The 15,239-nt window shown below is 37.3% G+C and carries 16 protein-coding genes; 5 read left to right on the top strand and 11 right to left on the bottom strand.

Annotated elements, in window-relative coordinates; genetic code table 11:
• Nucleotides 1–75 precede the first annotated feature (75 nt).
• Nucleotides 76–1,407, bottom strand: coding sequence for a nucleobase:cation symporter-2 family protein (locus IGJ03_RS08925; RefSeq protein ID WP_438711124.1), 1,332 nt, complete (start codon nucleotides 1,405–1,407; stop codon nucleotides 76–78).
• Between the two features lie 3 nt (nucleotides 1,408–1,410).
• Nucleotides 1,411–2,796, bottom strand: a complete 1,386-nt coding sequence (guaD, locus tag IGJ03_RS08930) for a guanine deaminase (RefSeq protein ID WP_375804601.1) — start codon at nucleotides 2,794–2,796, stop codon at nucleotides 1,411–1,413.
• 219 nt (nucleotides 2,797–3,015) lie between these two features.
• Here guaD and IGJ03_RS08935 point away from each other — a divergent pair, with 219 nt between their 5' ends.
• Nucleotides 3,016–3,642, top strand: a complete 627-nt coding sequence (locus IGJ03_RS08935) for an MBL fold metallo-hydrolase (protein ID WP_002356716.1) — start codon at nucleotides 3,016–3,018, stop codon at nucleotides 3,640–3,642.
• A 40-nt stretch (nucleotides 3,643–3,682) separates the two neighbouring features.
• Nucleotides 3,683–4,393: a histidine phosphatase family protein gene (locus tag IGJ03_RS08940; protein ID WP_048737984.1), complete on the top strand. Its 711-nt coding sequence runs from the start codon at nucleotides 3,683–3,685 to the stop codon at nucleotides 4,391–4,393.
• Nucleotides 4,394–4,442: 49 nt separating this feature from the next.
• Here IGJ03_RS08940 and IGJ03_RS08945 read toward each other — a convergent pair whose 3' ends face one another.
• The 5 genes from IGJ03_RS08945 to IGJ03_RS08965 all read right to left on the bottom strand — a co-directional run bounded on the left by IGJ03_RS08945 (nucleotide 4,443) and on the right by IGJ03_RS08965 (nucleotide 9,540).
• A complete protein-coding gene (locus IGJ03_RS08945) occupies nucleotides 4,443–5,291 on the bottom strand; it encodes a MurR/RpiR family transcriptional regulator (protein ID WP_002382748.1) in 849 nt (282 codons plus the stop codon).
• 86 nt (nucleotides 5,292–5,377) lie between these two features.
• Nucleotides 5,378–6,832 (bottom strand): PTS transporter subunit EIIC, encoded by a 1,455-nt coding sequence (locus IGJ03_RS08950; RefSeq protein ID WP_375804600.1) that lies wholly within the window; start codon nucleotides 6,830–6,832, stop codon nucleotides 5,378–5,380.
• 22 nt (nucleotides 6,833–6,854) lie between these two features.
• Nucleotides 6,855–7,745 carry an N-acetylmuramic acid 6-phosphate etherase gene (gene murQ / locus IGJ03_RS08955; protein ID WP_002384221.1) on the bottom strand — a complete coding sequence of 297 codons (891 nt, stop codon included), beginning with the start codon at nucleotides 7,743–7,745 and terminating at the stop codon, nucleotides 6,855–6,857.
• Nucleotides 7,720–8,829: a DUF871 domain-containing protein gene (locus IGJ03_RS08960; protein WP_002380596.1), complete on the bottom strand. Its 1,110-nt coding sequence runs from the start codon at nucleotides 8,827–8,829 to the stop codon at nucleotides 7,720–7,722. The genes murQ and IGJ03_RS08960 overlap by 26 nt, the downstream gene beginning before the upstream one ends.
• A gap of 150 nt (nucleotides 8,830–8,979) precedes the next feature.
• Entirely contained in the window at nucleotides 8,980–9,540 is a 561-nt protein-coding gene (locus IGJ03_RS08965) for a PTS sugar transporter subunit IIA (protein ID WP_002389987.1), read from the bottom strand.
• Between the two features lie 115 nt (nucleotides 9,541–9,655).
• Between IGJ03_RS08965 and IGJ03_RS08970 the strand changes: the two genes are divergently transcribed.
• The gene (locus tag IGJ03_RS08970; protein ID WP_002356708.1) at nucleotides 9,656–10,486 is read left to right on the top strand and encodes an undecaprenyl-diphosphate phosphatase; all 831 of its coding nucleotides are present in this window, start codon (nucleotides 9,656–9,658) and stop codon (nucleotides 10,484–10,486) included.
• 38 nt (nucleotides 10,487–10,524) lie between these two features.
• Here the strand turns inward: IGJ03_RS08970 and IGJ03_RS08975 are convergent, their stop codons facing one another.
• Genes IGJ03_RS08975 through IGJ03_RS08985 form a run of 3 tightly spaced genes read right to left on the bottom strand, consistent with a single transcriptional unit; the run spans nucleotide 10,525 to nucleotide 12,999 of the window.
• On the bottom strand, nucleotides 10,525–11,310 hold the full coding sequence (locus IGJ03_RS08975) for a ChbG/HpnK family deacetylase (RefSeq protein WP_375804599.1): 786 nt from the start codon (nucleotides 11,308–11,310) through the stop codon (nucleotides 10,525–10,527).
• Nucleotides 11,311–11,328: 18 nt separating this feature from the next.
• On the bottom strand, nucleotides 11,329–11,952 hold the full coding sequence (locus tag IGJ03_RS08980) for a DUF47 domain-containing protein (RefSeq protein WP_002356705.1): 624 nt from the start codon (nucleotides 11,950–11,952) through the stop codon (nucleotides 11,329–11,331).
• 12 nt (nucleotides 11,953–11,964) lie between these two features.
• Nucleotides 11,965–12,999 (bottom strand): inorganic phosphate transporter, encoded by a 1,035-nt coding sequence (locus IGJ03_RS08985; protein WP_002356704.1) that lies wholly within the window; start codon nucleotides 12,997–12,999, stop codon nucleotides 11,965–11,967.
• Between the two features lie 210 nt (nucleotides 13,000–13,209).
• On the opposite strand from IGJ03_RS08985, the gene rpsT reads away from it, so the two are divergent.
• Nucleotides 13,210–13,461, top strand: coding sequence for a 30S ribosomal protein S20 (gene rpsT, locus IGJ03_RS08990; protein ID WP_002356703.1), 252 nt, complete (start codon nucleotides 13,210–13,212; stop codon nucleotides 13,459–13,461).
• An 86-nt stretch (nucleotides 13,462–13,547) separates the two neighbouring features.
• Here the strand turns inward: rpsT and IGJ03_RS08995 are convergent, their stop codons facing one another.
• Nucleotides 13,548–14,105, bottom strand: coding sequence for an acyl-CoA thioesterase (locus IGJ03_RS08995; protein WP_375804598.1), 558 nt, complete (start codon nucleotides 14,103–14,105; stop codon nucleotides 13,548–13,550).
• A gap of 168 nt (nucleotides 14,106–14,273) precedes the next feature.
• Between IGJ03_RS08995 and IGJ03_RS09000 the strand changes: the two genes are divergently transcribed.
• Nucleotides 14,274–15,215, top strand: coding sequence for a 2-dehydropantoate 2-reductase (locus tag IGJ03_RS09000; RefSeq protein ID WP_002381566.1), 942 nt, complete (start codon nucleotides 14,274–14,276; stop codon nucleotides 15,213–15,215).
• Nucleotides 15,216–15,239 lie beyond the last annotated feature (24 nt).

Genomic DNA, 15,239 nt, shown 5'->3' on the forward strand with positions numbered 1-15,239 from the left:
TGTTTACAAACACCATTGTTAATTTACACTATTTATCGCCACTTGTCAAAGGCGTTTTAACGAAAATTAATCTTTTTACCCTTCTTGAACGTTTGGTAAAATGGCCTGCAATAAAATAGCAACAATTGAGGCAGTTGCCACGGGTGAACTAAATAAATATTGTAAAAATTGTGGTAAAGTTTCCAAAAATTCTTTTGGTAACAATGTCAACGCTAACGTCATAATAATCGGAACGGCAATTACATACATCTCTTTTTCATGAATCGTTACATCACTCATAACTTTCATCCCACTTACAGAAATGATGCCACAAACAACCACAAAAACGCCGCCGATAACTGGTGCCGGAATGGCCGAAATCAAGGTGGAAAGTTTTCCAGATAAGCCAAATAAGACAAACCACGCACCTGCAGCCACAAAAACCTTGCGACTAGCAACTCCAGTGATTGAAATAATCCCAGCATTTGTAGAGTAACTAGTTACTGGCGTGCCGCCAATGAATGAAGAAACTAAGCAACCTAAGCCTTCACCAATTACGCCGCGATTAACTTTTTCTTCGGTCAAAGGTTCAGCGACAACATGACTCACAGCAAACCAAGTGCCTGTTGTTTCCGCTATTAAAACCAGATAAATAACTAACATCGTGGCAATGGCTGACCAATCAAATTGGAAAGAAAAGTTAACTAATGGTAACTGAGGCAAACTAAACCAAGCCGCTTCACTAACGGCCGATAAATCAAGTACCCCTAATAATTGTGCCGCGATGCTCCCAAATAATAATGCCAAAATGACAGAAGAAACGCGGAAAATCCGCCCTTTTTTCAAAGCAGAACCTAAGAGTGCAAAGAAAATCAACGTACCCGCTGCTATAAATGCTAATAAAATATTTTGTCCTAATTCCCCTTTTGCGTGGTAAATATTATCCGATAAAGCGACTGGCATTAACGAAAGCCCCACCACAAAAATAATTGTTCCTCCCACAATTGGTGGAACAAATTTAGTGATTAAACGATTAAAAATACCAGTAAATCCTAATATAATAACAACAATTGCCCCCACTAAACTAGCACCTAAAACTGCGCCCCAGCCATTTCCTTGTTGGTTATTGGCAAAATAAATTCCTGCAATTGCCCCGATTGGAATAAATGAAGGGCCTTGCGCAACTGGTAATCTCATACAAAAATGAGATTGAATAATCGTGGCAAGTCCTGCTGCTATGAATGTTGCTTGAATTAAAGAAGACGTTTGTGCTGTGCTAATCCCAATAATTGAAGCAATGATTACAGGTACGACGTACACGTCCATTGCTAAGACATGCTGAATCCCTAACATAGTGGCCTGCCCAAAAGATACTGAATCTTCTGGCCCCACTGTTAAATGAAGATTATTTTGTTTCTTTTCACTCATTTTTTATACTCCTTTAGTTGCTGACATTAAATTTCTATCATGTACTTTTTCACCTTGTACCCAGACTTCTCGAATATTTTCTGGTCGTGCTAAATATAAGATTTTTTGAAAAATATCAAGCAATGATTCCCCTGGATTTTTAGGGATTCGTGCTTGTGACAAGCTTGTATTAATAATTTGAACATCCCAAGCATACCCTTTTTCTAATTTTCCAATTGGCAAACTTAGCGCTTGACCACCACCAGCAGTAGCTAAATAAAACGCTTCATTTACGGTAATCCGTGCTGTTTTAACACCTCGTACTTCTGTTTTTTTTGTAGCATCGACACCATCTTCTAACATTCTAGAAGAAATAACCGCTTGCTTTAAATTGTCAAAAAGACTTGGTGAAAAACCACCTGAAAGATCACTACCTAAACCAACTTCTACTTGATGTTGATGTACTAATTTTGCAATCGGTGTTACTGCATTGCCAAAATAAGCATTAGAGATTGGGCAGTGCGCCACAGCCGTCCCTGTTTCATGGAATAAATTCATATCTGCTTCTTCTAAAAAGCCTGCATGTGCCATCACTGCTTTTTCTGTTAATAAACCAAAATCATTCAATGCTTGGGCATCATTTTTTCCAAAACGTTCTTGAACAAATTGATGTTCCCAATCACTCTCACTACAATGACTTTGAACATGGACTTGATATTTCGCTGCTAATTCTCCTAATCCTTTAAGTGCTTCCTCTGTACAACTAGGAATGAAACGCGGAGTTACAACGGGATATACGCCTTGTTTTGTTTGCTGCGCTAATGTTTGAATTTCTTGAATAAACCGTTCCGTTTCTTCTAATGCTTGTTGCGTTGTTTGATCACGATAGTATTCAGGATTCTCATTAAGATCATCCATTACAACTTTACCAATTAAGCCACGCTGCCCTTTTTCCGCACAAATCTCTGCCAAACGACGGCTAGCTTCATAATGAATGGTTGCAAAATAAAGGGCTGTTGTTGTCCCATTAGCTAACAATTGGGTTACCAATTCATCATAGACTTGTTGGGCAAATGTTAAATCTGCAAATTTGGACTCCAAAGGAAACGTGTACGTATTCAGCCATTCATACAATGGAATATCCAAGGCGGTCCCAGATTGTGCCCACTGAGGTGCATGGACATGTAAATCAACAAAGCCGGGTAAAAGATAAGAATCTTGGGGCAATTCTTGAAAACGTTGCGCCTCTTTTTGTTCTGCTAGCACAGTTTCATACGCTTCAGCATCTGGTTCAATTATTTCCTGAATTACTCCGGCCTCATCTATACAAAAAAGTGTCTCTTCATAAACTTTAATCTCTTGCAAATTTTTACTAGAAAAACCTGTTCCTTTTATTACAAAATGAAACATTTAATATTCCTCCTTACTATCACATGAAGATTATACATAAACTTTCGCTTAATAACTATAAAAATGTGATTTTTTTAAAAAAAATACGTGTTAAAACAAGCAAAAAACGAACATTCTAAGAATGATTTATTTTTTCTTTGGATAAACAAGAAAACTTTCTATTCTTAAGATTCTTCGGTATACTTGAAGAGAATCGTTAGAACTTTAGGAGGTCCTGAGATGATACAGATCGAACAAATTAGAACAGGTGTTATTCAAGAAAACTGTTATCTTGTTTATAATGAAGAAGCATTATTAATTATTGATCCAGGTGCAGAAGGAGCAAAACTAATTCAAGAAATTACCCGTTTAGGGAAGAAACCAGCCGCTATTTTATTAACACATACTCACTATGATCATATTGGTGCGGTAGAAGAATTGCGCCATCATTATCAAATCCCTGTTTATGTTAGTCCATTAGAACAAGCGTGGCTTTCCAATCCTATTTTGAATCTTTCAGGATTAGGCAGACATGATGATATAGCAAATATTATTGTTCAACCCGCCGAACATGAATTTAAACTAACCGATTATGAAATTGGCGGCATGAAATTTTCCGTAGTCCCAACACCTGGTCATTCAATTGGTAGCGTCAGCTTTGTCTTTGATGATTTTGTTGTTGTTGGGGATGCATTGTTTAAAGGTAGTATTGGTCGTACCGATTTACACACTGGTGATATGCAACAATTATTACACAGCATTACGACCTATCTATTCACTTTACCAGAAGAATTTCCTGTTTATCCAGGCCATGGTGATGCCACGACCATTCAACATGAAAAAGCCACAAACCCATTTTTTAATTAGAGATTTATTCACTATTTAAAGAAACTTAGGAGGAGTAGCAATGACTGAAGCAACGACACTTTATATTATTCGTCACGGAAAAACGATGTTTAATACGATTGGCCGAACCCAAGGCTGGTCAGATACCCCCTTAACCAAACAAGGAGAAGAAGGCATTTATCATTTAGGCTTAGGTCTTAGAGACATAGACTTTAGGGAAGCTTATAGTAGTGATAGTGGTCGTGCCATGCAAACCGCTCAGATTATTTTACAAGAACATCAAAACCACCAAAAGATTCCTTACCTAACCGATAAACGGATTCGTGAGTGGTGTTTTGGTTCTTTAGATGGTGGCTATGATGGTGAACTTTGGGGTGTGGTGCCACGCATTTTAGCTTTTAAAAGTTATGAGGACATGATGACCACGAAGATTACCTATCGCGAGTTAGCAAATGCTATTATTGAAGCCGATACGGCTGACTGGGCGGAGCCTTATGAAGTTATTCGTGATCGTGTTTGGTCTGGTTTCGAAGATATCGCTCATCATCGAGAAAAAAATGGTGGCGGCAAAGTCATGGTGGTTTCCCATGGACTAACAATTTCCTTTTTACTTTCCTTAATTGATGCAAGTTTGCCTATGCAGATGGCGCTGGAGAATGGTAGCGTGACGACCTTAACTTACGAAAAAGGAACATTTACCATTCAAGGAATTAATGATATTTCTTATATTGAAAAGGGAAAAAAGATCGCTGAAAAGCGCCGTTTGTTGTAAAAAAAGAGAAGGTTATCTGTCAAAATGACAGATAACCTTCTCTTTTTATTTATTCTTTTAAACGTTCTACATTTTTTCTTGAGATTTGAATTTTTTCTAAGGTTTCCTTATAGTTTTTTGCTGCATAAGCAAAAAATAAAACATCGACTACATACAATTGTGCCACCAAGGAAACAGTAGCCGCACTTCTCAATGGCACGTCTTCCCCACTAGAGGTTTGAAGGACGATATCACTTTTTTCACCAATCACTGATTTTTCATCTTGTGTGATACTAATAATAGGAATCCCTTGCTGCTTCGCTAAATCAGCTAAAGTACTTGCTTCTTTATTCGTTCCAGAATTAGAAATAACAATAAAAACACTAGGCTTTTCTGTTGAGCCTAACATAGAAGCAAATAAATGATGGTCCAATGTTGTAAATACCGTTCGGCCTAAGCGCGTAAACTTTTGATAAATATCTTGAGCAACCAACGAAGAGGCACCTAATCCATAGACAAAAATTACTTCTGTTTTTTCCAACAAATCAACGGCTTCATTCACTGCGACATCCTCTAATGTCTGACCGCTTCGCTCAACCACATGAACAAAGCGCGCCTGTAACTTTTGTTTAATATCAGCTGTTGATTCCCCTTTAGTAACTTCAGTATACATTTGCTGCTTCATTTGGCCAAGATTTGCAGATAATAAAAGTTTCAACTCTGTAAAGCCATTCACATCCATAGAATGACAAAAGCGAATAATTGCCGCTGGACTTGATCCTGCTTGTTTCGCTAGCTCTTGCGCATTCATTGAAATAACTGTTTCTGTATTTTTTAAAATATATTCTGCGATTTTTCGTTCTGATTTTGGTAATTGTTGTAGACGATCTTGGATAGATAAAACAATATTTTGTTGCATAAACATCCCTCCTGATACACCATTTCCTACGCAATTAAATTTTAACAAAGAAAAAGGGAGAAACCAAGTTCTCCTTTTTCTATTTATTATTTAGTTGTTTGCATATCTTTAGGAATTCCAAAGAATAACGTTGCTACAAAACCACCTGCGTAAGCGGCCAATAACCCTAATACATAAGCAAGCCACTGGTTGTTGGCAATTAATGGAATTAAAGCCACCCCACTTGGTCCAATAGCAATCGCACCAACATTACCGAAGGCCCCAATCACCGCACCACCAATACCACCGCCGATACAAGCAGTAATGAATGGACGTCCTAATGGTAAAGTAACTCCGTAGATTAATGGTTCACCAATACCTAAAATTCCAACTGGCAAGGCACCTTTAATCATTTCAACTAATTTTTTATCTGATTTACAACGAATCCATAATGCTAAAGCTGCACCGACTTGTCCCGCACCAGCCATGGCCAGAATTGGTAATAACAAAGTCATCCCTGTTTGATTAATCATTTCAATGTGGATTGGCGTCAAAATTTGATGTAAACCAAACATTACCATTGGCAAGAAGGTTAAACCAAGAGTAAAGCCAGCAACCATGCCACCTTTTTCTAAGACAACATTGATAATACCAACTAAGCCATTAGAAATAGCTCCGGCTACAGGCATGATTAAGAAAATAGTTGCTAAGCCAATCACTAAAAGTGAAATGGTTGGCGTTACGATAATATCAATTGATTCTGGGACAATTTTATGCAATTGTTTTTCTAACAATGATAATAACCATACGGCAAAAATAACACCGATAATTCCGCCTTGTCCTGCAGATAATGTTCCCCCAGTGAAAATATTACTGATTGGTGCATCTGGATTCATTCCTGTCAACATTGTGACTGCCCCAATAACACCACCCAACGCTGGCGTTGCACCAAAAACGCTGGCACTGTTAATCCCAGTGTAAAGAGCTAAATAAGCAAAAATCCCATTTTTAATAATATTTAAGACATCAATATATTGTTGCCATGAAGCTGCAATATCACCAGCAACAACTAAGTTAGACATAACAGCTGCAATCCCGCCAATAATACCAGCCCCAACAAAGGCAGGAATCATCGGAACAAAGATACTAGAAATGGCTTTTAACACTTTTTTAAATGGTGAAGTGTTATTTTGTTTCGCTTTTTGTTGTGCTTTCATTTGAGCGGCTTTTTCTTCTACTAAATCTTTTCCAGATTTGCCTGCTGAAGCATCAGTTGCGGCGTCATGATTAAATGGTTCTCCCAATTTGACACCTGCTTGATCTACCATTTCTTGTGCAACCTTGTTAACAGTCCCTGGACCAACAACTACTTGCAACGTATCATCTTCTACGACGCCCATAACGCCATCAATTTTTTTCAATCCTTCAATATCCACTTTGTCATAATCGCGGATATCCATACGAACACGAGTCATACAATGAATGACTTTGTCCACGTTTTCTTGACCACCAACTTCTTTATAAATCCCATCAGCAATGCGTTTAATTCTTTCTTCTGCCATGTTAAAACACCCTCCTAATTCCTTAATTTAATGTATTCTTGATAAATTGATTCCCGTCAATTAATTTTTGTGTTGCTTCTTCTTTAGTACTATCAGTTAAAATCATTACAATTGCTAACTTCACATTTTCTTCTGCTTCTACAAATTTTAGTTCGGAAATTTCATAACTACAACCCGTTGCTTCCATAATAATCCGTTTGGAACGCTCCACTAATTTTTCATTGGTTGGTTTTACATCAACCATTAAGTTATTGTAGACTTTCCCAATACCAATCATGGAAATAGTTGATAACATATTTAAAATTAATTTTTGAGCTGTCCCAGATTTCAAGCGAGTCGAACCTGTTAAAAATTCAGGTCCTGCATCTACTTCAATAGGCATTTGTGCATACTTACTAATTTCAGCATCTTTATTACATGCCACAGTTGCGGTAGCTGCTCCCACCGTTGTAGCATATTCTAAACCGCCAATTACATAAGGCGTCCGACCACTGGCTGCAATCCCAACAACAATGTCATTTGCTGATAATTTTAGATCAACTAAATCTTGACGACCTAGTTCTTTTGAATCTTCAGCACCTTCTACTGCGACAGTCATTGCTTTTTGACCACCAGCGATGAGGCCTTGAACCATCTCTGGCTCGACGCCAAAAGTTGGTACGCATTCGGCTGCATCTAAGACACCTAACCGACCACTCGTACCAGCGCCCATGTAGATCAAGCGGCCGCCTTGATTGAAGCTTTTGATGATGGCTTCTACCACTGGTTCAATGGCTGCTAATTCTTGACCCACTGCCATTGCAACTTTTTGGTCTTCTTGATTCATTTTTTGTAACGCTTCTTTGACACTCATCTCATCTAAGCCCATTGTATTTTCATTTCTACGTTCAGTTGTTAAGTTTTCTAAATTCATTTTCTATCGTTCCTTCCGTGACTAGCGTAAATTGATTGCCTGCCTTGATTAACGGCAATATCGTTTGATCTTTTTCAATAATTCGTGTAATCGTATTGACTTTTTCATCTTTCGGCAAGTCCACAAGTGTGACTTGAATTTCTCCCATATAGCGACCATATTTTTCATTATCAATCGTTACGGTTCCCACTGGACGGGCTTCAGTCTGCTCTGACTCAATCGTTGCAATTTCATCTTTTCTGAACATTTCACTCGTTCTTGATAATTCACTTCGCAAAACATCTCTTGCAGCATCTAAACGATTGGTATGACTCCCAAGTATTCGCTTCAAATAGCGGCTCTTGCTAGGTGCTACTTCTAACAGAAATTGATTGGTTTGGTGATAATAACCAAATTGAGCCATGGTTCGCTCACTAATTGTAGGATCACCAATATAAACAGCATCGACATAAGGATCAGCCATCAAACCAACGGCAGCGGCGAAAGGATTTTGCCCCCGATGTTTTTCTAATGTTGGTAAACCAGCAAAAATTGGGCCTCTTGTTTGCCCATCTCCTGGCACAAAAGTAAAAACTTGTAAGCCTAATTCTTTAAGCCAGCGGTTCTTTTCATTAAAAAATGTTGTTCCAATGCCGGTTTCAGGTCTTGGATAATAATTATGCCAAGCTTCTAAGCGAGAAAAGTCCGCTTGGTGAGCCTTTAACTCAGCCACTTCTTCCAGTGTAATGGTACTAGCATTCAATCCTATATCAATCTTATGTGAAGCATGAGCCATTTGTTCTATCGTAATGCCGTAGTCCATCCGGAGGCCAGTTACGCCCAACTCGATTAAAGGCTCTAATTCATCGAAAGAAAAACCCGCTCTTTTTAACGCTTCACCTGAAATATCTACCATAATTTTCATTTTTTCTGCCTTAGCAATTGCCCCTAAATCAGTCAAGCGTTGGCGATAAAGAGAAGTATCATCTTCTGGAATGTGTAAAGAAGTGAAAATACCATCAAATCCAAGCGCTTTCATCTTTTTGATATAAATAATTGTATCGTTTGTAATCTCTTCACCAAGAAAAACTGAAATACCATACATCTTTTTAGCTCCTCTCTAATACGCTTTCATTATAACTTGCTTGAAATAAAATTTCAACTATTTTTCTAAATATTTTTTAATTCCAAAATAAAATTTTATTTATGTTCAAAAAAAACAGATATTCCTTTATAGAAATATCTGTCTAATTCATTAATTGGCTGTGGCAGAGCCAACTGGTGTACCAGCTGTAACCACGCCAGTTTTCTCTAACGAAAATTGTGTTACTTTATCCATGTTGGTAATAATGACAACCATTTCAGTTCCTTTACCAGCTGCTTTAATTGCTTCTAAATCAGCAATTGCGACCACCGTATCTGCAGTCACTTGGTCGCCTTCTTTCACTTTAATAGTGAACGGTGCCCCGTTTAACTCTACCGTATCGATACCCATGTGTAATAAAATTTCAAGACCGTTTGTCATTTTTAAACCAATGGCATGTTTTGTTTGGAAAACGCTTAAAACTTCTCCTTCAATAGGTGCATAAATTTCACCATTTTCTGGAACTACTGCATAGCCATCTCCCATCATTTTTTGTGAAAAAACAGGATCATTCACTTCACTAATTGGGATAACGGTTCCATTGGCAACGGCATACATTGTATTATTTTCGACAACTTCATTCTTTTTCTTCAAAAATCCAAACATTTCTCTTCCCCCATTTTTTAAAGTATCACTAGTATAGAAAAAAGTTTCATGAATTACAAGTGGCACCTTTGTATAATTCTAAAATTTATTTTAAAATAAGAATTTGCATTGGCATTTACTTTGTCAGCGGGTATACTTATACTTGATGTATTTTGCATTTATTTCAGAAAGGAATGGTGACATGCTTTTTGCTAACCTATGGAAAGCAATTATTCTTGGTATTATCGAAGGAATTACCGAGTGGCTTCCAATTAGTAGTACCGGACATTTAATTTTAGTGGATGAGTTTATTAAACTCGATCTAAGTAAAGATTTTATGGAAATGTTCAACGTCGTTATCCAATTGGGAGCGATTATGGCGGTTGTTATTTTATACTTCCACAAATTGAATCCTTTCTCACCAAAGAAAAATGGCGAAGAGAAAAAAGATACTTGGATTCTTTGGTCTAAAGTCTTAGTCGCTTGTTTACCAGCGGCAGTTATTGGTCTAAAATTTGATGATTATTTAGATGCACATTTTTATAACTTTTTAACAGTATCGATTATGTTAATTGTTTATGGGATTGCTTTTATTATCATTGAAAAACGAAATAAAAATGTTGCACCGAAGTGTACTAATCTAAAAGACTTCACTTATAAAGCCGCTTTAATCGTTGGTGCTTTCCAAGTACTGGCATTAATTCCAGGAACTTCACGTTCAGGAGCGACCATTTTAGGGGCAATCTTAATTGGGGCCTCACGTTTCGTTGCAACAGAGTTTTCATTTTTCTTAGGAATTCCAGTAATGTTTGGAGCAAGTTTTTTAAAAATCTTTAAATTCTTGGCCAAAGGAAATACGTTTGGATCAGAAGAAATCATTATTTTATTAACTGGCTCTATTGTTGCCTTCGTTGTTTCCATCATTGCGATTAAATTCTTATTGAATTACTTGAAGAAAAACGATTTTACAGTTTTCGGTTGGTATCGTGTAATTTTAGGTGCGATTTTAATTGGCTACTGGTTATTCTCATAAAAATAAAACCGTTGCTTTCACTGTTGAAAGCAACGGTTTTATTTTTTTAAATCGCCAAACGTTATTCGCTCAATCCCCTGTTCTTCAAACCACTGACGAACACGAGGATCACAAATTGTTGCTAATTCTTTGCAGCGTAAAGTGGTATATGAAGAATTATCTAACACAAATTGATCCAAATACCCAACATCAAAATGCATCTCAGCAATTGCCGATTCCGGCATCCATAATAAACCAAAGTCATCTTCTAAAAAATTCTCCACTGATACGCCTTCGTGAATATAAGATAACGCGCCAGACTCTAACAAATGTGTTACCTGGAAATAACCTTGTTGCGGTGGATATTCTTTTTCCCCACTATATTTCAGGGTTGTATGAAGTCCGTACTCTTCTGCTAATTCTAAAAATACTTGATCAACCACTTCATCCCCAATCGAGTGGCAATCAAAATGTTCAGGATAATGTCCAGTTAGTTCCTTAAAGCACGTCAATTGCGCAATCGTTTCAAGTCGTACTTCTTCATATACGAAGGTTACTTGCTTTTGTTGACGATAATAAGAAGAGCGATGAAAATTGCCTTGTTCATCTACCAGTGAAGGAATCATACATGGGTCCGCACAAGGTTTCCCTAATAAAAAATTCGTATGCTGACCTACAAATAAGCCTGGATAATTTTTTGCTAACGCAACGGCGTGTTCTGCTGTTGGTAAATTGGGCATCAAAAGTGTCGACGTTGTTAAACCATCGACATAACTTTTGATAATGCCATGATTAATCGCTTCTGACATCCCAAAATCATCAGCATCAACAATTACTTTAACCAACAGCTCCCCCTCTTTTCTTTACGTATTTTTGATGACAATTCCGACAATAATATTAACAGCTGATTCACAATCATTAATCGTGCGCTCAAGCTGATCATAAACATCTTTCCACTTGATAACTTTTAATAAATCTTTTTCGTTAGTCATCAAATCTTTCATGGCGCTACTGTATAATTTATCGCCTTGAGATTCAATCGTATTCACTTCATCAATCAATGAAACTAACGTTTTGGAATTCTTAAATTTTGCAAATTCCTTCGTTGCTGATTTAACGCCTTCTGTCGCTTTAACAATATAAGCAGTTAATTCTAGCGCGGGCGCAATCATTTCTTCGACAACTAAATGATCAAGTAAATAAGACAAACTATTAATGCTATCGATAATGTTATCTAAGTGATCCGTAATATCGACAATATCTTCTCGATCAATCGGCGTAATAAAGGAAATATAGAGTTCATTTAAAATTTTGCGAACAATTTCATCATTCTCTTTTTCCAATTGATGAATCGCTTCTGATTTTTTTACTAAGTTTTCTAATGAATAATTGTCTACAATTTCTTGCAAAACCTTTGCCGCTTCATAAGCATTTGTTGCTAACTGGTTTAATTCTCCAAAATAATCAAATTGTTTTTTACGTGCCATGTTTTTCTCTCCTTAAAAAATTGCAATAAATAATTTTGACATCACATAAGCGATCAGCCCACATCCTGGGAAAGTTAAAATCCATGCTATCAGCATTTCTTTCACGATACGCCAGTCAACACTTGAGATTCGCTTAGAAGCACCTACTCCCATAATCGCTGTCGTTTTTGTATGAGTAGTTGAAACTGGAATCCCAAAAGCCGATGCTAAAAATAAACAAATAGCCGTGCTTAAATCTGCAGTGAAGCCTTGATAGCGTTCGAGTTTTACCATATCCATCCCGACTGATTTAATGATTCTCATGCCGCCCACAGAAGTTCCAATGCCCATTGTAATGGAACACAGAACCATAACCCATAACGGAATCACAAAACCGCCACCTGTTTTTTCGACTAAATTATTATAAAAAAGCACTAACATGAACACGCCCATAAATTTTTGCCCATCTTGCGCACCATGTAAAAAAGCATTAGCTCCTGCACCAAAGGCTTGTCCAACTGTAAAAAATTTGTTGGCTTTTCTTCTAGGCACAGCCGAGAAAGCTTTCACAACAAGTTTGGCAATCAAATATCCGCCGCCAAAGCCCATTACGGTAGAAACAACTAGACCAACAAGCACTTTGATCCATTCCGAGCCATTGACTGCACCCAAACCACCTAATGCCATTGCCGAACCAGTCAAGCCGGCAATTAACGCATGGCTTTCACTTGTGGGAATACCAAAATACCACGCAGCAACTGCCCAAACCACAATTGAAAAAAGCGAAGCAGCCAAAGCCACCTGTGAAGCGTTTCCATTTGCGTCAAAACTAACAATGTTGCTAATCGTTTCAGCTACTTGGGCATTAAAAAAGGTCATGACTAATGCACCTAAAAAGTTCATCACAACAGCCATCCAAATTGCGACATTCGGTTTTAACACCCGAGTCGAGACAGCGGTTGCAATTGCGTTCGGCGCATCCGTCCAACCGTTAACAAAAATTACACCCATTACCAAAGTAATCGTTACCAATAATGCAATACTCACAAAGACACCACCATTTTTCATTTATCTATTTTATCATAGCATGTTTTAAAAAAAATGTATGCTTTTTTCTTAAGGCTCTGGCAAATTTTCTTATTTTTTTCTTGAAATTGTCTGTTAAGGAAAAAAACTTGTCGTCTTTTATTGCAATGGAACAATGGATTAGGTATAATGATTACTGTTGAATTACATTGGCTGACCAGTGTAAAACCTAAATCATCGGAGGTGAAACAAATGCCAAATATCGAATCTGCAATCAAACGCGTACGTACAAGTGCTAACGCGAATGCGAAAAATTCATCTCAAACAAACGCAATGCGTACAGCAATCAAGAAATTTGAAGAAGCTGTAGCTGCTGGAGCTGATAACGTCGATGCTTTATACAACGAAGCTGTTAAAGCTGTTGATATGGCTGCAACTAAAGGTTTAATCCATAAAAACAAAGCTAACCGCGATAAAATTCGTTTAAGCAAATTAGCTAAATAATGTGAGATAGAAGTTAGCATTCATGTTAGCTTCTTTTTTCATCAAAAAATGTCCAAGTCTGTTTTCACAAAGACTCGGACATTTTTTTATAAAGGTGAATCAATCCACGGTAAATCTGTTGTGAGATGTTGACTAAATAATTTAGTCTCTTCTCGCAAAGCTAAACGTTGTTGTCGTCTCGTTTCATAATTGGAACAAATCAACTTTTCTTCTGCAGTTTCTGGGACGACTGCCGCTAATTGGAAGTCACTTTCAGGATTTATATGAGACGGAATGGCTACAAAAGTTGTAAAACAAGTCGCCGCTAAATAACGCTCTCCAGTTGTTAAATCTTCTCCTACAACTTTAACAAATACTTCCATCGATTTATGATGCACGCCAGAAACAAACGTTTCAACACACACTGAGTGATTTTCTTTTAAAGGTTTTAAAAAATTCAAGTTATCTAAAGATGCTGTAACTGCCCCTCTCCGACAATGTCGTGAAACGGAAATGGATGCGGCGTCATCAATTAAAGACATTAATTTCCCACCAAATAGTGCACCAAAGGGATTTAAATCAAAGGGAAATACACGATGTGTTTGAATCACTCGTGATTCTCGACAAAATTTTTCTTTCGTCATTAACGATTCCTCTACTTTCATTTATAAACTTTTCCACGCTTTACTTTAGCTTACTTTACCATTTGATGCAATCCTTACTTTTTAGGAAACATTTAAAAAATAACAAATTTGCAAGTCCCATTTATTCATTTTTAGGAAAGTTGCTGTATAATAATAACGGTTAAAGAACTTTTAAGGAGATGGATACACATGAAAATTGCAATTGCTGGTGCCGGCGCTATGGGCAGCCGTTTAGGAATTATGTTGCATCAAGGCGGAAATGATGTAACTTTAATCGATCAATGGCCCGCGCACATTGAAGCCATTCGTAAAAATGGTTTAATCGCTGATTTTAATGGAGAAGAAGTTGTCGCAAAACTACCAATCTTCTCACCAGAAGAAATTGACCATCAAAATGAACAAGTTGATTTAATTATTGCTTTAACCAAAGCACAACAATTAGATGCAATGTTTAAAGCGATTCAACCAATGATTACTGAAAAAACGTATGTACTATGTTTATTAAATGGCTTAGGTCATGAAGATGTACTAGAAAAATATGTGCCAAAAGAAAACATCTTGGTTGGCATTACCATGTGGACAGCTGGTTTAGAAGGACCGGGACGTGTTAAACTTTTAGGTGATGGCGAAATTGAATTAGAAAATATTGATCCTTCTGGTAAAGAATTTGCTTTAGAAGTCGTTGATGTCTTCCAACAAGCTGGTTTAAATCCAAGCTATAGTAGCAATGTTCGCTACTCTATTTGGCGGAAAGCCTGTGTCAATGGCACGCTAAATGGTTTGTGTACAATCCTTGATTGTAATATTGCCGAATTTGGTGCACTACCTGTTAGTGAATCCCTTGTTAAAACATTAATCAGTGAATTTGCAGCAGTCGCAGAAAAAGAAGCCATTCATTTAGATCAAGCAGAAGTCTATACACATATTGCTCAAACTTATGATCCAAACGGTATTGGCTTGCACTATCCGTCTATGTATCAAGATTTAATTAAAAATCATCGTCTCACAGAAATTGATTACATCAATGGTGCCGTTTGGCGCAAAGGACAAAAATACAACGTAGCAACACCTTTCTGTGCCATGTTGACACAGCTTGTTCACGGAAAAGAAGAACTATTAGGAGCTAAATAATAAGAAAGTGCCAGAGGCAATCGT

The organism is Enterococcus sp. DIV1315a, assembly GCF_051712325.1.
Taxonomy (GTDB): domain Bacteria; phylum Bacillota; class Bacilli; order Lactobacillales; family Enterococcaceae; genus Enterococcus; species Enterococcus faecalis.